Annotated in this window: 11 protein-coding genes; 5 read left to right on the forward strand and 6 right to left on the reverse strand. The window is 67.3% G+C overall.

Features of this window, described 5'->3' with window-relative positions:
* The first annotated feature begins 204 nt into the window (after nt 1-204).
* From ACIBCN_RS04020 to ACIBCN_RS04030, 3 genes are read left to right on the forward strand one after another with little or no spacing between them, the layout of a single operon-like run.
* Entirely contained in the window at nt 205-2247 is a 2043-nt protein-coding gene (locus ACIBCN_RS04020) for an AMP-binding protein (RefSeq protein ID WP_396989953.1), read from the forward strand.
* Entirely contained in the window at nt 2244-7760 is a 5517-nt protein-coding gene (locus ACIBCN_RS04025; RefSeq protein ID WP_396989954.1) for a type I polyketide synthase, read from the forward strand. Before ACIBCN_RS04020 ends, ACIBCN_RS04025 begins: the two co-directional genes overlap by 4 nt.
* A complete protein-coding gene (locus ACIBCN_RS04030; protein WP_396989955.1) occupies nt 7757-15421 on the forward strand; it encodes an amino acid adenylation domain-containing protein in 7665 nt (2554 codons plus the stop codon). Before ACIBCN_RS04025 ends, ACIBCN_RS04030 begins: the two co-directional genes overlap by 4 nt.
* Before the next feature lie 179 nt (nt 15422-15600).
* Here the strand turns inward: ACIBCN_RS04030 and ACIBCN_RS04035 are convergent, their stop codons facing one another.
* Nucleotides 15601-16053 (reverse strand): MarR family winged helix-turn-helix transcriptional regulator, encoded by a 453-nt coding sequence (locus ACIBCN_RS04035; protein ID WP_396989956.1) that lies wholly within the window; start codon nt 16051-16053, stop codon nt 15601-15603.
* A 61-nt stretch (nt 16054-16114) separates the two neighbouring features.
* On the opposite strand from ACIBCN_RS04035, the gene ACIBCN_RS04040 reads away from it, so the two are divergent.
* Nucleotides 16115-16465 carry a hypothetical protein gene (locus ACIBCN_RS04040; RefSeq protein ID WP_396989957.1) on the forward strand — a complete coding sequence of 117 codons (351 nt, stop codon included), beginning with the start codon at nt 16115-16117 and terminating at the stop codon, nt 16463-16465.
* A gap of 175 nt (nt 16466-16640) precedes the next feature.
* Here the strand turns inward: ACIBCN_RS04040 and ACIBCN_RS04045 are convergent, their stop codons facing one another.
* From ACIBCN_RS04045 to ACIBCN_RS04055, 3 genes are all read right to left on the reverse strand, one after another.
* On the reverse strand, nt 16641-16844 hold the full coding sequence (locus ACIBCN_RS04045) for a hypothetical protein (protein WP_396989958.1): 204 nt from the start codon (nt 16842-16844) through the stop codon (nt 16641-16643).
* Nucleotides 16845-16884: 40 nt separating this feature from the next.
* Nucleotides 16885-17079 carry a hypothetical protein gene (locus ACIBCN_RS04050; RefSeq protein WP_396989959.1) on the reverse strand — a complete coding sequence of 65 codons (195 nt, stop codon included), beginning with the start codon at nt 17077-17079 and terminating at the stop codon, nt 16885-16887.
* A 127-nt stretch (nt 17080-17206) separates the two neighbouring features.
* Complete coding sequence (locus tag ACIBCN_RS04055) at nt 17207-17944, reverse strand: hypothetical protein (protein ID WP_396989960.1); 738 nt, start codon at nt 17942-17944, stop codon at nt 17207-17209.
* 110 nt (nt 17945-18054) lie between these two features.
* Here ACIBCN_RS04055 and ACIBCN_RS04060 point away from each other — a divergent pair, with 110 nt between their 5' ends.
* Complete coding sequence (locus ACIBCN_RS04060) at nt 18055-18768, forward strand: TetR/AcrR family transcriptional regulator (protein ID WP_396989961.1); 714 nt, start codon at nt 18055-18057, stop codon at nt 18766-18768.
* Between the two features lie 65 nt (nt 18769-18833).
* Here the strand turns inward: ACIBCN_RS04060 and ACIBCN_RS04065 are convergent, their stop codons facing one another.
* A complete protein-coding gene (locus tag ACIBCN_RS04065) occupies nt 18834-19532 on the reverse strand; it encodes an SDR family NAD(P)-dependent oxidoreductase (RefSeq protein ID WP_396989962.1) in 699 nt (232 codons plus the stop codon).
* A complete protein-coding gene (locus ACIBCN_RS04070; RefSeq protein ID WP_396989963.1) occupies nt 19529-20383 on the reverse strand; it encodes an oxidoreductase in 855 nt (284 codons plus the stop codon). The genes ACIBCN_RS04065 and ACIBCN_RS04070 overlap by 4 nt, the downstream gene beginning before the upstream one ends.
* Nucleotides 20384-20439: the final 56 nt, after the last annotated feature.

Below are 20439 nucleotides of genomic sequence, written 5' to 3' on the forward strand. Positions count from 1 at the left end.
CTTGCGGTCGGCGCCATCGAAAAGATGAGGATTGCAATACCGGCCGGACGCAATTTTCTGAAGAACGAGTAGTCGACTACTCAAGCTCCGGCATCATCGCGACTCTATCCTTTGAGCTCGAACCGCTGCCGGAACAACCCATAGGTCGGCGCAGTACGCGACGTCGCGTTCGACATTCTTTGCAGTGCAAATAAAGGGGGAGATATGGTCTCGGACCTGCCTATCACCGATAAGACGTCCTTCGTAGACGTTATCCGCCACCATGCCGAGAACACCCCGGGGCAAAGGACACTGACGTTCGTTACTGGTGCTTCGGAATTCGACGTGCACTGGACATACGGCGACCTGGATACCCGAGCGCGGGCGATCGCCTCGGCACTGCAGGACCAGTGCCTGCCAGGTGATCGGGTGTTACTGCTGTATCCACCGGGCCTGGAGTACGTCGCGGCCTTTCTCGGCTGCCAATACGCCGGTGTTATCGCGGTACCCGCCTATCCGCCGGAGGTTGGGCGATCCGCTCGGTCGCTCTCGCGCCTGCTGGGGATCATCGAGGATGCGCAGGTGTCGATGGTGCTCACCATCAGCGCGGTGCGCGCCGTTGGCGACTCGTTGTTGTCTCAGCGCGATGGACCCCAGTTGCGTTGGTGCGCAACCGATATCGTGCCGGACAGTGCGGCCGCTGACTGGCGCCCCCTGCTGTCGACGGCAGACGACCTCGCCTTCCTGCAGTACACATCGGGCAGTACCCGTGCCCCGCGCGGAGTCCGAGTGACCCAGCGAAACCTGGTGGCCAACAGCGAGCTCATTCGGCAGGCGATGCGACATGACCCAGATTGCCACGTGGTGACCTGGTTACCGCCCTATCACGATATGGGCTTGATCGGTGGCATCCTGCAACCCCTCCATGTCGGAATGACCTGCGAGCTGATGTCGCCGTTGACTTTCCTGCACTCCCCATCGACCTGGCTCGAACGAATTTCCGGCAAGTCACGCGTCAGCGCGGGAGGCCCGAACTTCGCCTACGACCTCTGCGCACGCAAGATCGAGCCACCCGATCGGGAACGGCTCGATCTGACCGGTTGGGATGTCGCCTTCTGCGGTGCCGAACCGGTGCGCGCGCAGACGCTGCGAAATTTCGCGTCGGCGTTCGAGGTCGCGGGATTCCGCAGGCAGAGCCTGTTTCCGTGCTACGGCATGGCTGAGTGCACCCTGATGGTGTCCGGGGGGCAGCGCCCGGACGGCCCGAGCGAAATACGTGTCGACGCCGATGTTTTGGAGCAGGGCCGGATCAGCATGCGCGACGGCGCGGGCACGCGCGTGCTGGTCGGCAACGGGCCGGTGGTGCCCGACCATGACGTGCAGGTGGTGCATCCGCAGACGCGACAACCGTGTCGATCCGACGAGATCGGTGAGATCTGGATCAGCGGCTCCTCCGTCGCCGACGGATACTGGGCCGAACCGGAGCACGGCGTGCAGACCTTCGGCGCCACCCTGCCCCGCCGACCAGGAGTGCGCTTCCTCCGGACCGGTGACCTGGGTTTTCTCCGTGACGGCGAGTTGTTCGTCACGGGTAGGCACCGGGAGATGATCATCATCGACGGCCGCAACTTCTATCCCCACGATATCGAGCACAGCGTCGCGGCCTGCCATCCCGGCTTGCGGCCCGGCGGCACCGCGGCATTCACCGTCGATCCGGATGGCCGGTCGGAACTTGTTGTCCTGCAAGAGCTGCGGCAGGCACCCGAGATCGCGGATCGGGATGGTTTGCTGGCCACGATCCGGTCCGCGATCGGCGCTGAGCACGGCGTCATGCCCGCTGTGGTGGCCCTCGTCGAGCCGGGAACCGTACCCAGGACATCGAGCGGCAAGGTGCAACGCATGCTGTGCCGGTCGGATTTCGAGCGCGGCCGTCTCGCGGTCGTCGCGCAGTGGCGGGTAGCCGACCAGCCGACGACACTGCGTGCGGCGCGGGGTCCCGCCTGGCAACGGCGCGACGAGCTCGTTCGCTACCTGACCGAGCGGGTCGACACCGTACTGGGGCTCGGGAACGGGTCGGCGCTCGGCGCCAGAACCGGGTTCCTCGAGCTCGGTATCGACTCGGTGGCCGCGGTGGAGATCCGCAACCGGGTACAGGCCGAGCTGGGTGTATCGCTGCCGATCGGCCTGCTGTTCGATCACCCGACGATCGATGCGCTCGCCGGCTATCTGGATGGCGTATTGGCAATTTCGGAAAGGACGCCGCGATGACCGACAGTCGCGAGGAAAAAATTGCCGTCATCGGAATGGGCTGCCGTTTTCCCGGCGCGGAACGCGGACCGGCCGGATTCTGGTCGTTGCTGTCCGACGGACGGGACGCGGTGCGGCCATTTCCGCCGGATCGGCTCGGGCAGTTCTACCATCCAGATCCGGACCGGCCCGGCCGAACTCACGCGAGCGCGGGGTCATTTCTCGATAATGTCGAAGATTTCGACGCCGACTTTTTCGGAATCGCGCCCCGGGAAGCTCGGAGTATCGATCCGATGTTCCGGATGCTGCTGGAAACCACCTGGGAAGCACTGGAGGATGCCGGCCAGCCCCCGGACCAGCTGGCCGGTAGCAAAACCGGTGTGTTCGTGGGTGTTTCGAGCACCGACTTTCTCAATCTGCAGATATGGGCCGGGGCGCCGGAGATGATCGAGGCCTATACCGGCCCGGGAACATTGCACGGTATGGCATCCGGTCGACTTGCCCACGCGCTGGATCTGCAGGGGCCGGCGCTGAGCCTGGACACCGCGTGTTCCTCGTCCCTGGTCGCGCTGCACCTGGCGGCGGCCAGCCTGCGCCGCGGGGAATGCGATATGGCCCTGGTCGGCGGGGTGAGTCTGCTGCTGTCGCCCGATATCTGGATCAACCTCTCGCTCGCCAAAATGATTGCGGCGGATGGACGTTGTAAAACCTTCGATGCGGGCGCCGACGGCTACGGCCGCGGCGAAGGCTGCGGGGTGCTGGTACTCCGGCGGCTGCGTGAGGTGTCCGATGGTGAGCGAGTGCTGGCCGTGCTCCGCGGATCGGCGGTCAAACACGACGGTCGCAGTGCCTCGATCATCGCACCCAACGGGGTGGCGCAGCGGGCGGTGATCCGCGAGGCGCTGGCCGATGCCCGCGTGACACCGGACGAGGTCGGCTATATCGAAGCGCACGGGACCGGAACGCCACTCGGCGACGCCATCGAACTGGACGCGCTCGGCGATGTTTTCGGACCGCTGGCAGGCCGGGAGCTGTTGGTCGGATCGGTCAAGACCAACATCGGGCATCTGGAAGCGGCCGCCGGAATGGCGGGACTGATCAAGACGATCTTGTGTTTCGAGAACGGAACCATCGCACCGCACCTGAATCTGAAGGAACTCAACGCGCGGATCCGGCTGCACGGCTCACGGATTCGCATACCGACGGCACCGGAAGCCTGGCCGTCGGGTGGCCCGCGGATTGCCGGGGTGAGTTCGTTCGGCTTATCCGGCACCAATGCCCACGTGGTGCTCGAAGCGCCCGCACGCGAGCGGGACGTGACGTCGCCCGCGGCGATGACACCGGACCGGCCCGCGGTAATCACCGTATCGGCCCGCACCGACGTCGGCCTGCGGAAACTGGCCGCCGGCTACCGCCGGGCACTGGAGGTCGATCGAATCGCGTTGCCGGATATGGCCAGGACCGTCAATGCCGGCCGCACCCATTTCGCGCACCGGGGTGCCGTGGTGGCCTGGGACCCGGCGGATGCCGCGGTACAGCTCGCCGAGTTGACCGGGACCGTTAGCGACGACGCCCGCCCCGCCCGGATCGCGTTCCTGTACTCCGGGCAGGGTTCCCACCGTGCCGGAATGGGCCAGGAGCTGTACCGCGTCGAACCCATGTTCCGCGCGGCGCTGGACCGGTGTGCCGAAGCCCTGGGAGCACATCTCGATGTCCCACTGCTCGAGGTGCTGTTCGGGTCCGGCACCCTGCTCGACCGCACCGAGTACGCCCAACCGGCGCTGTTCGCCTTCGAATACGCGAGCACCGCACTGTGGGAGTCGATGGGTGTTCGACCGGACGCCGTGCTCGGGCACAGTGTCGGCGCCTACGCGGCGGCATGTGCGGCAGGCGTGTTCGATCTGGACACCGCCGCCGGCCTGGTAGCTACCCGCGGCCGGCTCATGCGGCACACCTCGCCGGGTGCCATGTACGCGGTGGTCGCCGGCGTGGACGAGGTACGAGACGCGATCGGTGAGCACGCGGATCTGGTCACGGTGGCCGCGGTCAACGGTCCGGCCGCGGTGACCATATCCGGCGCGGAATCGGCTCTGGCCGAGGTGGTTTCGCGATTGTCCGGCGCCGGGGTGCCGACCCGCAGACTTCCGGTGACCCGCGGGTTCCACTCCGCGCTGATGGATCCGATGCTCGCGGAATTCGAACAGCAGGTGGCGCGGGCCATGACACATGCGCCGCACACCGCGTTCGTCTCGGATCTGACCGGCGAGTTCGCCGACAGCACCGAGTTGAGCGAACCGTCGTACTGGCGTCGGCATGTCCGCGAACCGGTGCGATTCGCCGCCGGAGTACGGACCCTGGTCGACGCGGGTTGCCCGCTCATGGTCGAGATCGGACCGGCCGGCGTCTTGGCCGGATTCGTGCGCCGCGGCGTCGAGCAAGCGGATGTGCACGCCTTTGCCGCAATGGTCGGCGCCGAACCGGAGCCGGAGCGGGTGCAGCGGGCACTGGCCGCGCTGTACACCCGGGGTGCGCGGATCGATTGGGCGCAGTACCACCGTGACCGGCCCGGTCGCATACATCGAGTGCCGACATATCCCTTCGAGGGCGTCACCCATTCCAACAAGTTCGTCGAACGCGGTCGGCGGACATTGGCGCGGTTGGCACAGAACACGACGCCGGGTTCTTCCGCCGAACTGACCGTGCCCTACGCCGGCGCCCCGGTGTGGTTGCCTTCCGGCGCAGCGGTTTTCGAGCAGATACTGGGTGAGAATCAGCCAGCGGACAACGGTGATCATCGGCTGTTCGGTCGCGTCGTTGTGCCGGGGGCGTACTGGTTGACCGCTGCGGCAGGCGCTATCTGGCATCTGGCGAACAGCGCCGCGGATCTCGAGTTTTCCGACGTTGTCTTCACCCGGCCGCTCGTACTCGCGGGGGAGCAGCAGCACCGGGCGCAATGCCAGCTGACGCCGGCGGAGCCGGGTGCCTGGGCGGTCGAGGTGCACAGCGCACCGGCCGAGGATGGACGGCCGCGGCACTGGAGCATGCACGCCAGGTCCAAGGCTTCGTTGTGCTCGTCGATTGCCGAGGAGCCACCCGAGTCGGTGCGCCCGGACGACGCGATGGACGGTGCGGAGTTCTATGCCGAAGCGGCGCGCCGAGGGTTGCGGCTCGGCGGAAGTTTCCGGTGGATCCGGTGGGTGCGGCCGGGTTCGCGGTCGACCCGGTTCATGTTGAGCAGGCCCGACGGCGTGGATGCGGACGTGGTCGCGGCCCCCGGTTTCGTGGACGCCTGCTTCCAGGCGATCGCCGGAGCCCTGCCCGACGCCGTGATTCAGGAGCTGACCGACCGGGGCGACCTGCTGGTCCCCCTGACGGTCCGGCGGGTGGTGCTCGCTCGCCGACCGGTGGCGGCCGCCTGGGGCGATATCGAAGTCCTCGAGGTCGCACAGCGGGGCGGATACCAGGTGCTGGCCGATATCCGGGTCTACGACGAGCATGGCGGTCCGGTGCTGCTGCTCGAAGGGGTGCGACTCACCACGATAAAGCCTGAGCAGGTAGGACTTGCCGACCCTGATGCGGTGTGCCGCTACGACATTCAGTGGCGGCCCGGTTCGCCTCCGCGGCCTGCGACCCACCCGGCCCGCACGGGTGCGTGGTTGGTGTGGTCGACTCGCGGCCCGCTCAGCGATCGGATCCTGGAGATGCTGGCCGAACGCGGCGAGCCCTGCGCGGTCATATCCGCCGTGGACGGGGGCTGGGAACTGTGCCACCCGGACGGTGGCAGGCAACGGCTCGACATCACCGATCCCGATCACTGGCGCACGCTCGGCGCCGCGCGGTGGCGTGGGGTGCTGTATCTCTCGGCACTGGACCTGCTTCCGCTCGAGCCTGCCGCCACGGAACCCGCGGCGACAGCGAATTCGCTTGTCCGCGAACTTGTTCCGCTGCTCAACGGCTGGACGACCGCCGAAGGCGGGCCGGTATGGCTGATCACCAGGGGCGCGCAGCAAGTGGCGCGGGAGCCGATCGATCCGCGCCAGAGCGTCGTGTGGGGGTTGGGACGGACGCTGGCCACGGAAAATCCGATGACCTTCGGCGGACTGGCCGACCTCGATCCAAGCGGCTCCGTGACCGACGAAGCCTGCGCTCTGGTCGATCTGCTGATCAGCTCGGAACATGGAGTGCAACAGGCACATCGGGCCCACTCGTGGCTGACGCCCCGGTTGGTCGAGCGGGACCGGACGCACTCGGACGCAACGATGCCGATCCGGCCGGATGCCAGTTATCTGATCACCGGGGGGCTCGGTGGTGTGGGCCTCGCCATCGCGCGGTGGTTGATCGCCCAGGGCGCCGGGACGATCTTGCTCAACGGCCGCTCCGAGCTCACCGAGCAGGGACGCTCGGCGATCGCGGCGTTGGCCGCCGGGCCCGCCGAGGTGCATTACGTGCGGGGAGACGTCGCCGAGCCGCGTCAGGCCGTCGAGATCGTCGAGCGGATCCGGCGGGAATTCCCGCCGCTGCGCGGTCTGGTGCATGCCGCCGGCGTGCTGGATGACGCTCTGCTGCACCAGCAGAGCTGGCCTCAGGTGGCCGCGGTGCTCGGCCCGAAGGTCGACGGTGGCTGGCATCTGCACCGCGCGACGGCGGCGTCGGAGCTGGATTTCTTCCTCCTGTGCTCCTCGATCGCCGGTGCGCTCGGGTCCCCCGGTCAGTCCGGCTATGCCGCGGCCAACACCTTTCTCGATGGGCTGGCGCAGTATCGCCGAGCCAACGGTCTGCCTGCGGTGAGCATCGCCTGGGGACCGTGGGCCGGTGCGGGCATGGTCGTCGACTCGGCCACCGCGGAACGGCTCACCGCCGTGGGCCTGCGTCCGATGGCACCGCAGGCGGCGCTGGCGGCGCTCGGCCGCGCACTCGGCGACGACCGTGCGGTGCTCGCCGTCCTGGACGCGGATTGGCAACGCTGGCAACGCATCGCGGGTGGCCGCATCGGGGCCGGATTGCTCGGCGACCTACTCGGCGCCTCCTCCGCCGCAACGGCCGGTGCCGACAACTCCGGCGCGAGCGCGGCGGGACATGACAACGCCGGGATCGACCTCGCCGACCTACTCGATGCGGATCCCGCGCAGCGGATCGAGCGGATCAGCATCGAACTGCGGGCTCGGTTGGCACAGACCCTGGACACCGCACCGGAGCGGGTGGCGCTGAACACCCCGCTCACCGCACTGGGTTTGGACTCGTTGATGGGCCTGGAGCTGAAAAATCGCATCGAGTCCGCCTTTTCGATCCGCGTGCCCACCGCACTGATTCTGCGCGGACCGACTCTGCGCGAGTTGGCTGAGCATGTCGCCGACCAGTTGGCGACCCCGGCGGCGGTGTCGCGGGACAACCTTGCCCCCGAGACGTTGCTGGACCGACTCGACGAGCTGTCGGACACAGAGCTGGACACACTGCTGGCCGAATACGCCGACGACGCCGAGATCGAGGGGTCGGGACAGATCATCGGGTCGCAACAGAAGGGCCACCGAGCATGACGAATTCCCCTGTCGCCGAGACCGATCCGGTCCGGCACCTGTCGTCGACCGAGAAGCGCCGGCTGCTGGCCACGCTGCTGCGTGACCGTGCGCAGCGGCACCCGACCCAGTGGCCGCTGTCCTACGGGCAACGTGCCCTGTGGTTCCTGCACCAACTCGCGCCCGACGCCACCGCCTACAACCTCGGTGAAGCATTGGTGTTGCGCGGACCGCTGGATTCGGCCGCGCTGCACCGCGCGGTGGCCAGGCTCGCGCAGCGCCATCGCGTGCTCTGCTCCCGCGTCGTTACCGACGACAGGGGAGAACCGCACCAGGCGCAGATTCCGACCGACACGCTGCGGATGTCGGAGACCGACGCCACCGGATGGGGAAAACAGGAGCTGACAGCACATCTCGCACGAGAGGTCGACCGCCCCTTCGACCTGACCACCGGTCCGCTCATGCGGCTCGGCATCTACCGCACCGCCCCGGATGAACACGTCGCCCTGCTGGTGGTGCATCACATCGTCGGCGAGTTCTGGACGCTGGTTCTGCTGGTGAACGACCTGGCCACCCTCTACCAGGCGGAAACCGCAGGCACCGAACCGATGCTGCCCCCGGTGACCCGGCACTACGCCGAGTTCACGAGATGGCAGACCCGAATGCTGGCGAGCCAGGAGGGTGAGCGCCTGTGGGAGTACTGGCGCGACAATCTCGCCGGTCCGCTCCCCGTGCTCCAACTGCCGACCGACCGGCCGCGGCCGCAGACCAAGTCGTTCCGCGGGGCGATGCACGGGTTCCGGATTGAGGCCCGGACCGCCGACCGGGTGCGTGAGTTCGCTCGCGCTGCCGGTGCGACCACCTATCAGACCCTGCTCGCGGCCTTCGCGGTCTTCCTGCACCGGCACAGCAATCAGCACGATCTGTTGATCGGCACCCCGATGACCGGTCGAACGGATGCGGAATGGGCTTCGGTGGCAGGCTATTTCGACAACGCGCTGCCGATGCGGGTCGGGGTGGATCCGACGACGTCCTTCGATGATCTGGTGCGGCAGGTGCGTTCGACATCGGTGGAGGCCATGATCCATCAGGCACTGCCGTTCCCGATGCTGGTGGAGCGGCTGCGGGTGCCGCGGGATCTGAGCCGCTCGCCACTGTTCGACGTCATGTTCGTGCTGCGCCAGGCGCGGTCACGGGAGATGAGCAGCCTGGCGTTGATGGGGATGGGCGGCGCGGGCGGCCACCTCGCCCTGACCTCCGAGTTGACGGCCACCTCAGCGGAATTGCCGCGCACCGTCTCCCAGTTCGATCTCACCCTGTCACTGGCCGAATCCGCCGACGGCCTGCATGGCAGTTGGGAGTACAGCACCGATCTGTTCGATCCGGCCACGATCGAGCGTTTCACCGATCGCTTCATGGTCCTGCTGGACGGACTGCTCGCTGCCCCGGAACTCCCGGTCGGCTCGACGCCGATATTGCCCACCGCGGAGTATCGACGCGTCGTCGAGGACTGGAACGACACCGCGGGACCGGTGCCGTCCGATATCGCGTTGCACGACGGATTCCGGGTCATGGCGGCGGCGCGGCCGCAGGCCGAGGCGATCATCGATCATCGGATCCGTCTCAGCTATGCCGAGCTGGACGAGTTCTCCGATACCGTCGCGGCGCGGTTGCAACGTGCGCAAGCTCTTCCCGGCCAACTGGTGGCGATCTGCATGCGTAAGGGCTGGGAGCAGATCGTCGCGGCATTGGGTGTCTGTAAATCCGGTGCGGCCTACCTGCCGATCGACGCCGAACTGCCGCCCCGGCGCATCGCGGAATTGCTGCGGTTGGGTGGCGTCGACCACGTGCTGGTCCAGCCCGAGACGCGGGCAGCGCTACCGGAATTCGCCGGACACGTCTTCGAGGTGGACGTCTCCACCTTGCGTGCGACCCCGGCGACACCTCGGGTATTGCCTGCCGACCCGCACCGACTCGCCTACGTGATCTTCACCTCCGGCTCGACCGGCACACCCAAAGGGGTGATCATCGATCATCTCGGCGCGACCAACACCATTCGTGACATCAACTCGCGCTTCGCCGTCGACGCGACCGACCGGGTACTCGCCCTGTCGTCGCTCAGCTTCGACCTGTCCGTGTACGACATCTTCGGCGTGCTCGCCGCAGGCGGCGCCCTCGTATTACCGCAGTCAGCTGGGCTCAAGGACCCCGAGCATTGGCTGGAATTGGTGCGGCGGGAACGGGTGACGATATGGAACTCGGTCCCCGCACTGGCGGGGCTGGCCGCCGAAGAGGCAGAACACAGCACCCGCGATGCCCTGAAGTCGCTGCGGATCTGCCTGTTGAGTGGTGACTGGATTCCGCTGAGCCTGCCCGGCCGACTCCGCGCACTGGGTCGATCCGTGCGGGTGATCGGCCTCGGCGGCGCCACCGAGGCGTCGATCTGGTCGAACTGGTATCCCGTGACGGAGGTCGATCCGCAGTGGAACTCCATCCCGTACGGGCGCCCGATGACCAACCAGCGGTTCCACATCCTCAACGAGGTCGGTCACCCCTGTCCGCCGGGGGTCACCGGCGAACTCCACATCGGCGGTATCGGTGTGGCGCAGGGCTATTGGCGGGACAGCCGGCGCACCGAGGAGCGGTTCGTCACCCACCAGGACTTCGGCCGCCTGTACCGCACCGGAGACCTCGGGCGGTATGGCCGAGACGGACTCATCGAATTTCTCGGCCGGACCGACCAGCAAGTCAAGATCGGCGGATTCCGGGTCGAACTCGGAGAGATCGAAGCGGTGCTGCGCGAGCACAGCGCCATTCGCGACGTCGTTGTGCTCGCCACCGGCGGGCACCTCGTCGGCTACGTTGTCGCCGATACTGACGCAGGCACCGAGGTGGCCGCGCTCGCTGCCGAACACTGCCGTGCTGTCCTGCCCGGCTACATGGTGCCCCCGGAAATCGTTGTTGTGGAACGATTCCCGCTCAGCGGCAACGGAAAGGTCGACCGCAAAGCACTTGCCGCGATGGCCGTCGGTAGCGGCTCCGAGGTAGCGCGCCCCACCGACGAGCGTCAGACGCTGTTGTGCCGTCTGCTCGCGGAACTGCTCGACCGATCGGATATCGGTATCGGCGCGGACTTCTTCGCCCTCGGCGGTGACTCGGTGTTCGCAATCAGACTCAGTGCGGGAGCACGTCGAGCCGGTGTGCTGCTCACACCGGAGCAGATATTCGCTCATCGCACGGTCATCGAGATGGCGGCGGCGAGCACGACGGCCGAACACGATCTCGACGCGTACTCGAACCTGGACGCCGAAACGACGCAGTCCCAGTGGCTCTCACCCATGCAACAAACCATGCTGTTGCACTGCGTCACCCAGGAGTCACCGCAGCTGTACTGCGAGCAGGTTCGCCTCCGGCTGAGCGGGCCCGTGCGGGTCGCGGCATTGCGTACCGCATGGCAACACGTGCTGGATCGGCACGAGACGCTGCGGATGCGCTTCGGCTTCGATTCGGTGGGCCGACCCGTCCAGCATGTCATCGCCGAGGGCGATGTCACCATCGCGGTCGTCGATCTGCGTGGACTCGACCCCGCCGATGGCGATCGGCGGATGGCACAGGTGCTGGAGACCGACCGGGAGCGCGGTTTTCCGGATCTCGCCGGGCCCCTGCTGATGCGCTGGACACTGGTGCGGCGATCCGCGGAGCACTTCGAGCTGATATGGACCCACCACCATCTCCTGCTCGATGGCTGGAGCCTCGGGACGGTACTGCGCGAAGTAATGTCGTGCTACCGCGCGGCATTTCAGGATCAGTCACCCATACTCGTTGAACCACCGGCATATTCGGCGCTCCTGGCACGGCGTGCGGCCGTGTACGCTGAACGCGCGGCGGCGCAGGAGTCGTTCTGGCGCACGGAGTTGGCCGGTCTCACGGCACCCACCAGGGCGCTGCCCGCGGGTAATACGTTGCCGGGCAGCGCACTTCGCCACGGCGTTCGAGAGTTGCGGTTCACGGAGGACGAAACGACCTCGGTGCGTCGAGGTGCGATCGCGCTCGGCGTCACGGTCAACACACTCTTCCAGGCGGCGTGGGCGCTGCTCCTGGCCCGGTGGACCGGTGAATCCGACGTCGTGTTCGGCGTGACGACCACCGGACGGTCCGCGGAGCTGGACGGTATCGAGTCCGCGGTCGGATTGTTCATCAATACGCTGCCACTACGGGTTCCGGTCGATCCGGCCATGCCCGTTGCGGCCTGGCTGCGCGGCATTCAGGATCGTCAGCTTCGGATCAGCGCCAACGACGGCCTCACCCTGGCCCAGGTGGAGCGGTGCGGCGGGGTGGCTCGGTCCGTCGGCGAAATGGCGTTGTTCGACACCATTATGGTCTTCGAGAACTACCCGGCAGCACACGATCTGGCCGCCGAGGGGACCGGTCTGTCGATCACCGATGTCCAGTTCGACGAGGTGACCGGAACTCCACTGATGCTGTACGTGATTCCGGAGACCGAGATGGTGCTGCGTGCCACCTTCGACGCCGCCCTCGACGGGCAGCACGCGCACGGCATGCTCGCCCAGGTGCGGACCGCTGTGCTGGAATTGCTCGGCGGCTCCGATCGACCGATCGCCCAAATCCGTTCGCTCCCCGCGTCCGAACGCGACCGAGCCGTACTCGACGGCGGTCCGTTGTCCGCACCCGCGCGACCCGTGGTCGATCTGATCCTCGAACGCGCTCGTCGGCAGCCCACTGCCGTCGCTATCGAGCAGGGAACGCGGCGGCTGACCTACCAGGAACTCGCCACGGCCGCACAACAACTGGCCGACACCGTGCGCCGACGCGGCGTTCGACCCGGCCAGCTTGTCGCGGTGCTGTTGCCGAACGGTATCGAAGCGGTGGTGGCGATCGTCGGAGTACTGCTGGCGGGCGCGGGGTATCTGCCGATGGATCCCCTGGGGCCACGATCGCGGCGGGCGGCCATCCTGGCCGACGCCGAGCCCTGCGCGATCATTACCACGGCGCAGTACGTCGACCTGGTCGAAAACCGCGGCGAGGACGTGATATTGATCGATGACGCGATGTCGGTCGGCTCGGACCTCGGTAACGCGTTCGGGCCTGCCACATCGGCAGGGGCCGATGATGCGGCCTACGTCATCTACACCTCCGGTTCCACCGGTCGTCCCAACGGAGTGCTGATCACCCGGGGCGCGCTGGCGAATTTCGTTGCGGGGGCGCGGGACAGCTACCGGTTGGCGCCCGACGACCGGGTATTGCAGTTCGCCCCTTTGCATTTCGATGCCAGCGTCGAAGAGATATTCCTGACTCTGGTGACCGGTGCCACCCTCGTCGTGCGCACCGCGCAGATGCTGCAATCCATGCCGCACTTCGTCGACGCCTGTGTGCGACACCGCATCAGCGTGCTCGACCTGCCGACAGCGTTCTGGCACGAACTCACCCACGCCCTCGCGACGGGCCTTGCGAACTTGCCGGACAGTGTGCGCATGGTGATCATCGGTGGCGAGGGGGCGCTGCCCGAGCGGATCGTCCAGTGGCACAACATCACCGGTGGTTCGGTGCGCCTGCTCAACACCTACGGGCCGACCGAAGCCACCGTGGTGGCCACCGCGGCCGAGCTGAATGTCGCGGGCGGACCCGGAGATACGGTGCCCATCGGTGTGCCTCTCCCCGGCGTACGCGCAGCGGTGCTCGATCAGCACGGACAGCCGGCGGCCCCCAACACCGTTGGTGAGTTGTATTTGATCGGCGCCGGATTGGCCAGGGAATACGTGCGACGACCCGAGCTGACCGACGAACGGTTCACGTCACTACCAGAATTGGCGGGCCGGCCGCGCGCATACCGCACCGGCGATCTGGTCCGTCGCGGCGAAGACGGACAGCTCGTCTTCGTCGGCCGGATCGACGAACAGTTCAAAATCAGCGGCCATCGGGTGGATCCTGCCGAGATCGAGACGCTGCTGCTCGGTCATCCCGGCGTCGCCGAGGCCGCGGTGGTCGGACGGGTGCTGGCCGATGGCGCGAAACACCTGTCCGCCCATGTCGTTCCCGCGGCGTCAGCGGTCTGTCCGTCCTCGGCCGAACTTCGAACGTATCTGGGCTCGGTCTTGCCCGCCGCCTCGATTCCGGGCTCGGTGGTCATGGCGCAGCGACTGCCGAGGACTCCTTCGGGGAAGGTGGACCGAGGTGCCCTGCGGAATTCCCCGCTGGCCACCGACACGACACAGTCGAGCGGGACCGCACCGGCAACGGAATTGGAAAGCACGGTGCTGACCGTGTGGGAACAGGTACTCGGGGTGCGGATCCGGTCTACGACGGAGGACTTCTTCCAACTCGGCGGGCAATCGTTGCAGACCATTCAAGCGGTGAACCGCATTGGTGCCGCACTGGGTCGTGACGTTCCGGTCGCCCTGCTGTTCCGCCACCCCACGGTGGCCGGACTCGCGGCGGCCCTCGACAGCGAGCCCGGCGCCGCGCCACAGCGCATCACCGGCTTGCCCGCCGCGGCGCTGGCCGATGCGATCCTGCCCGACGATGTGGTGTCATCGATCGTGACTCCGGCGCTCGTGTCGCCACCGCGGCGCGTACTGCTCACCGGCGCAACAGGTTTCGTGGGCGCATATTTGCTCTCCGCGCTGTTAGCGCAGTCCGACGCGCAGGTGGTGTGTTTGGTCCGGGCCGACGATCCGGCACAGGGCCTGGCGAGGATTCGGCGGGTGCTGGCCGAGCAAGGATTGTCCACCGCGGCGCTGAGCGACCGCGTGGTAGTGCTGCCTGCCGACCTCGCCATGCCACGGTTGGGGTTGGACGATCGGCAGTTCACCGAGCTGTCGGCAAGCTGCGACGCGATCTACCACAACGCGGCGGTGATCGATATCCGGCGCGCTTACTCGAGTTTGCGGGTGACAAATGTGGTTGCGACACGCGAGATCCTGCGTATGGCCGCCGCGCATCGGTCGATCCCGGTGCATTATGTCTCGACCTTGTCCGTCGCGGCTCCGGCACGGATCCACCCCGACGTGGCCGAAGAGTTCCTTCCCGCCCATGAAGAACTGTGGGATGGCTATCCGCAAACCAAATGGGTATCCGAGCGGCTGCTCCAGCAGGCCGCCGAACGCGGGCTGCCGGTCGCCGTCTACCGGCTCGGGCGGGTGACCGGCGCCACCGGCACCGGCATCGTCAACCCGAACGATTTCCTGTGGCGAATGCTGTTGGCCAGCATACGAACCGGGATCGCCCCCGATCTCGACGCATCCGAGGTCTGGACGCCGGTGGACTTCGTCGGTTCGGCGATCGTCCGGCTCTCGCTCGCCGAACGGCCCGACGGTCGAGTGTTCAACGTGGCCCCCGTGCCCGCGGTGAACCTGACCGACATCTTCGCCTGGGTCCGCGAATACGGTTTCCCGCTCAGCACCCGGCCGATCACCCAATGGCGCGACACACTGGCCGCCGACCCGACGACCGATCCCACCGTGCTGGCCTTCCTCGACCTCCGATCCGGGGACGCCGACAGAGCACTGTCCTTCGACAGCCTCGGCATGGTGCACAACGCCAATGTCGTTCGCGGCCTTGCCACCAGCACGGTGCGCTGTCCCCGGATAGATCGTGAATTGCTGCACCGATACCTGGACCACTGCCTCCGTACCCGCCTCCTGCCACCGCCGCGCAGCAGGTAGCGGGATCGGATCGCGGTAGCTCAGGACTCTTGGTCTGGATCCGGTCGAGTCCAGCCGAGGATCATCGCCGGCGAGCAGCCGCCGCCCAGCAGCGCGGCCAGCGCCATGATGCCGCCCGCATAAGCCGTCCGAAAGGCGTCGAGTCTCGGGTAGTGGTCGCCGCGTGCGAGCGCGATCGGTCAGGCCGTGGGCAATCCGAGGTCGGCGGCCAGGATCGCGAGTGCGTCCTGAAGGGCGTCGAGCTGTCGGGGGCTGAGTTTCGCCGTGAGTTGGCTATCGACCTGCCGGGCGAGGTCGGCGCATTGGGCGAGCAGGGTGCGGCCGTAGTCGGTGAGGGTGAGGATTTGGCGGCGGCGGTCGCCCGGGTCGCGGTCCCGGTGGATTGCTCCGAGGTGTTCGAGGTGGTCGGCGAGGGCGACCACGAGGCTGGGTGCGACCCCGAGCTGCAGGGCGAGGTCCTGCTGAGAAGCGGCCACGCCGAGATCGAGCGCGGTCATGACGCCGACGTGTTTGGGTTTGAGGTCCAGCGGCTCGACGGCCGCGGCGAAGCGGGCGGTCGCGATCGTGCCTAGCGTGCCCAGCCTGAAGGCGACTGTGCCAGGGACCGCGGCCCCGTTCTTGACTTCGTCCACGACGGGAAGTATATCTCTATCAAAATGATTCACAGTAAGAATGATTTGAGAGGAGAAGCGAATGATGATCGTCCTTGCCGTCGCCAACGCCGCTGTCGCCGTTGTATCGGGTGTCTCCTGCCTGGTCGGATTGGCCCGTCCCGCAATGGCTCTCGCCGAAGGTGAGCAGATCACCTCGGCGTCGACGTTCTTCCTCGGTGCCTATGCCGCCCGTGCGCTGCCGCTCAGCGTGGTCACACTGTTCATGCTCGCCAGCGGCGACACCCCGGCGATCGCGGCGGTGCTCGCCATCGCGGGCCTTGCTCAGGTCGGCGACGCGATCGTCGGTGCGCGCCAACGGAATATCCCCATGGCGGTGACCTGTGTGGGGCTCGCCGCCGTGCACCTGGGCACGATGGCCTGGCTGCGCTGATTGTGAACCGAATCGCCGTAGGCGCCCGCCTTTTCGCGTGTGCGTCAGGGTGTCGGAGCGCGTCTGGGCGAAGGTGGAAATGCCGACGCCGACGACCCCCCGGTCGCCGGCGTCGGCATGCTCTCCTGTTGTCGGGACTACTGCGGCGACGGCCGCGATAGTCCCGATTTCACGGCTAGGCGCACGACGCGGGGCCTTGGTTGAGCAGGATCAGTCGCAGGATCGTGCACGTGAGCGACTGCATTGACGAGCCACTGCTGCCGTCGGTGCTCACCTGCTCCAGCGCGGGCTGCGGTGCCTCGGCCTGTGCGGGGGCGAGGGGGAGCAGGACGGCGGCCGAGAGTAGGGCGCCCGTGGTGAGTGCGGAAATTCGGTTCATCGTGAAAAGCCCTTTTCAGTAATAGTTTTCGGGAAGATTCTTATGCCGACTGGCTGGCGATCAAGCACCACGCGCCGATCAACGGATTCAGGTCGCACCATCCTCCGGCGACCGGTTCGCTGGACAGTGGCGCGGGCGTTTCGAGTGAAAGTGGTGCGGCCTGAGCCGGTGTGGGGCAGATAAGGATCGAAATGCCGACCAGGCTTCCGGTGCCGAGCGCACGCAGTACGCGCATGTAAAACTCCTATCGGTGTGTGATTGCGATGCGTGGATCCGACGTGATGCCACCGTTGTCTGTATGTCTGGTGCGCCTCGGCGGATGACGCGGGCAGGTCGATCAATGCGTTCGCCGGGCGCTGCGTTTACCCCTGTCGAGTCGCCGATGATTTCTTCCCGGGCAGCAGGGCGAGCACGTCGCCGACCGATTTCCGGGACCCAGGGTGACGGTCGCGCTCCGCGGGCAGTACCGCACGCAGCGCTAGCCACGCCACCACGCCGAGGACGTATCCGTAAACGACGACCAGACCGTGCGCGTTGTCTTGGGCGAGCCACAAGCACATACCCGCTGCCGGCGCGGCCAATGAGAGCAGGCGTTCGGGCAACGAGCTTGCGCGGAGCAGGAGGACGGCCGCGGCGGTGGCGCCGAGAAAATATGTCGTGCCGGAGCTTCCGGCGAAATTGCGGGGATCGACACTGACGCTGCTCAGGCCGAAGAGGGCGTCGAGATGACCGGGCACGAGCGCGCCGACAAGGAACAGTGCGAGCATGACGGCTGCGCCCCAGATCCATTCGGCGAGCGCCGCGATCACCGCGAGCGTGACGAGGTTCCATATCGCGCCGCTCACGCCGCCGTTCTGCATGAACACCGAGGTGAGCGGACGCCACCAGCCGGATTTGCCCGGGTCGCCGTCCAGCGTGCCCATCGCCCCGGACCACAGCAGTTGGGTGAGCACTGCGGCGATCGCGATCACCGTCAATGCGGTTGCCGCCCAGGGAATTCGACGGTGCGGGATGGTTTCCGGCCGCACCGCGGTGCGGCCGGCGGCGAACAGCAGCACGAACAGAGCCGCGGTGGTCAGGTTGTACAGCACCGAGTCCATGTGCGGCCCCACCTCCTTTTCAAACAGTGTTCGAATCCGTCGCTGACGACCGTAGCCCATGCATAGGGTGCAATTCAAACGTTGTTCGAAAACCGCTAGAGTGGGAGCCGATGAAGCTGACCATCGAACGGATCGTCGACGCGGGGATGGCTACGTTCACCGAGGTCGGCTATCAGGGGCTATCCATGCGCCAGGTTGCCGAGCGGCTCGACGTGCACGCCGGAAGCCTCTACTACCACGTCAAGAACAAAGAGAGCCTGTTGCGCCTCATGGCGGAAAGAGTTGCCCGAGGGGGTTATCAGGCAGGCTCCTCCGCGCTGGCGCGGTTGCCTGCCGAGGCGGACTGGAGCGCGCGGGTGGAGGCGCAAATCGTGGCGTTGCGGCAGAGCATCCTGCATCATCCCGGCGGCGCCCTCTTATTGGCCGAAAGCCCGAAATCGCTTAGTGACAGCGCGCTTTCGCTGATGGAACGACTCTTGGGCACGTTGGTCGACGGCGGGGTGCCCACGAGCGATGCCATCGTCGCCGCGGACACGATGTTGAGTCATGTCACCGGCTTCGTGCTGCAGGAACAAATCGAACCGCACCCCCTGCCCGTAGACGCGTCAGTGGTGGCCGGTTTGCGGGCGCGCTATCCGCTCACCACATCCGGAGCGGCAGCGTACGAGCAAGACGAGCAGTTCGTGCGTAGCGTGCGACTGATCTGCTGGGGCATACGCGCGCTGATCACGGCGTCGGCCGCGCACGGCGATGCGTGGCGTCCGGGACGCGGAAACCTCAGTGCCGGTGAGACGTTGGGTGATCTCCTCGGCGATCGGCCATGACGGATCGCCGAGGAGATCGTTGCTGGAGTCCTCGGTTCGGCGCCGGGCTCCGGTGCCCGCCGGGGTCAGCGTAGGACGACCAGCGGCTGGTCGCGTTCGGTGTGCAGCCGCCACAGCTCCTCGGCCACCGCGTCCGGTTCATGCCGGGCCCCGGGGCCGATCGGGCCGACGACCGTGACCTGTGCAGCGTGCACGCCCTCATCGGCGAGTGTGTCGTGCAGCATCCGCACGTAGACCGACTCGGCCGCGTAGGCGATGCCGGACACCGCGCGGTCGCGGTGCGGCTCGACGGCGGCGCCGCCGGTGGTGAACAGCAGGGTGCCGCGTCCCCGGTGGCGCATGTCCGGCAGGACCGTGCGGACGGCCGCCACAGCGGCGAGCACGCTCAGCGCCAGCGCGTTCGCGACGTCCGACGGCTCGGTGTCGAGCACCGGCTTGATCCACCCGAGGCTCGGTCGCGGGCTGAACAGCACCGCCTCGATCGGGCCGAGCCGTTCGCGCAATGCGATGAGCGCCACCTCGAGTGCCTGCGCGCCGGTGATGTCCGCGGTTTCGGTCGCCGACGTCAGGCCCTCGGCGGCCAACTCGGCGGCGATGGCTGCCAGGCGCTCGGAGCCGCGCGCGATCAGCCCGACGGGATGCCCCGAATGGCCGAATCGGCGAGCCGCCGCTGCGCCCAGCCCCGGCCCGGCGCCGATGACGACGAAAGCGCCTGTGCCGCTTATGCTCTCACCTTGCTGCGCCCGGTTCCGGTGTTCGCTCATGCCTCCACCAGGTCCGCGCTCTGGGTCAATGTCTCATTGGCGTCGATTTCGCGTCGCGTCCGGTCCAGGCGGGCGCGGGCTCCGGCGAGCGCGTCGGAGCCGAGTAGCAGGCGCAGGGGCGGCGTTTCGGCGTCCACGACTGTCGCGATCGCCGCGGCCGCCCGTGCCGGGTCGCCGGGCTGGCGGCCGGAAACGGCCAGCGTGGAGCTGCGGCGCTTGCCCGCGGTCGGCTCGTAATCGTCGAGGCGGGTGGGGGATTGGCGCATCGAGGTTCCCGCCCACTCGGTGCGCAGGCCACCCGGCTCGGCGATCGTCACCGCGATGCCGAGCGGCGCGAGCTCAGCGGCCAGCGACTCCGACAGACCCTCCAGCGCGAACTTCGTGGCGTGGTAGTAGCCGGTCGCGGCGAAGGCCGCCAGGCCACCGAACGACGAGACGTTGACGATCCGCCCCGAGCGGCGGGCCCGCATGCCGGGCAGCACCGCCTTGAGGACGGTCACCACCCCGTGCACGTTGGTGTCATACAGCGCGCGAACTTCGGTGTCCTCGCCCTCTTCGATGGCGGCCAGGTAGCCGTATCCGGCGTTGTTCACCAGGACGTCGACGCGTCCGAATGTTTCCTCGCAAGCCTGAACGGCCGCGGTCACCGACGCGGGATCGGTGACGTCGAGCTCTAAGGCCAGCGCCCGGTCGCCGTGCCGGTCGGCGAGATCGGTCACGGTCGCACGGTCGCGGGCGGTGACCGCGACCCGGTCACCTCGGTCGAGGACGTATTCGGCCAGGGCGCGGCCGAGACCGCTGGAGCATCCGGTGATCAGCCACACCGGCAGTTCGAGTGTTTCGTTCGACATGCCTCCATGGCACCAGCGCGTCCGACGAGGTGCCACACCCCCTCGAGGCTGGCTCT

The sequence above is a fragment of the Nocardia sp. NPDC051052 genome, from assembly GCF_044456045.1.
In the GTDB taxonomy this organism is placed as follows: Bacteria; Actinomycetota; Actinomycetes; order Mycobacteriales; family Mycobacteriaceae; genus Nocardia.

Bases quoted from the DNA above. Each gene is read 5' to 3' on its own strand.
- ACIBCN_RS04045 (WP_396989958.1), bottom strand. From the start codon at position 16,844: ATGAACCGAATTTCCGCACTCACCACGGGCGCCCTACTCTCGGCCGCC.
- ACIBCN_RS04020 (WP_396989953.1), top strand. From the start codon at position 205: ATGGTCTCGGACCTGCCTATCACCGATAAGACGTCCTTCGTAGACGTT.
- ACIBCN_RS04030 (WP_396989955.1), top strand. From the start codon at position 7,757: ATGACGAATTCCCCTGTCGCCGAGACCGATCCGGTCCGGCACCTGTCG.
- ACIBCN_RS04060 (WP_396989961.1), top strand. From the start codon at position 18,055: ATGAAGCTGACCATCGAACGGATCGTCGACGCGGGGATGGCTACGTTC.
- ACIBCN_RS04050 (WP_396989959.1), bottom strand. From the start codon at position 17,079: ATGCGCGTACTGCGTGCGCTCGGCACCGGAAGCCTGGTCGGCATTTCG.
- ACIBCN_RS04055 (WP_396989960.1), bottom strand. From the start codon at position 17,944: ATGGACTCGGTGCTGTACAACCTGACCACCGCGGCTCTGTTCGTGCTG.
- ACIBCN_RS04040 (WP_396989957.1), top strand. From the start codon at position 16,115: ATGATGATCGTCCTTGCCGTCGCCAACGCCGCTGTCGCCGTTGTATCG.
- ACIBCN_RS04065 (WP_396989962.1), bottom strand. From the start codon at position 19,532: ATGAGCGAACACCGGAACCGGGCGCAGCAAGGTGAGAGCATAAGCGGC.
- ACIBCN_RS04070 (WP_396989963.1), bottom strand. From the start codon at position 20,383: ATGTCGAACGAAACACTCGAACTGCCGGTGTGGCTGATCACCGGATGC.
- ACIBCN_RS04025 (WP_396989954.1), top strand. From the start codon at position 2,244: ATGACCGACAGTCGCGAGGAAAAAATTGCCGTCATCGGAATGGGCTGC.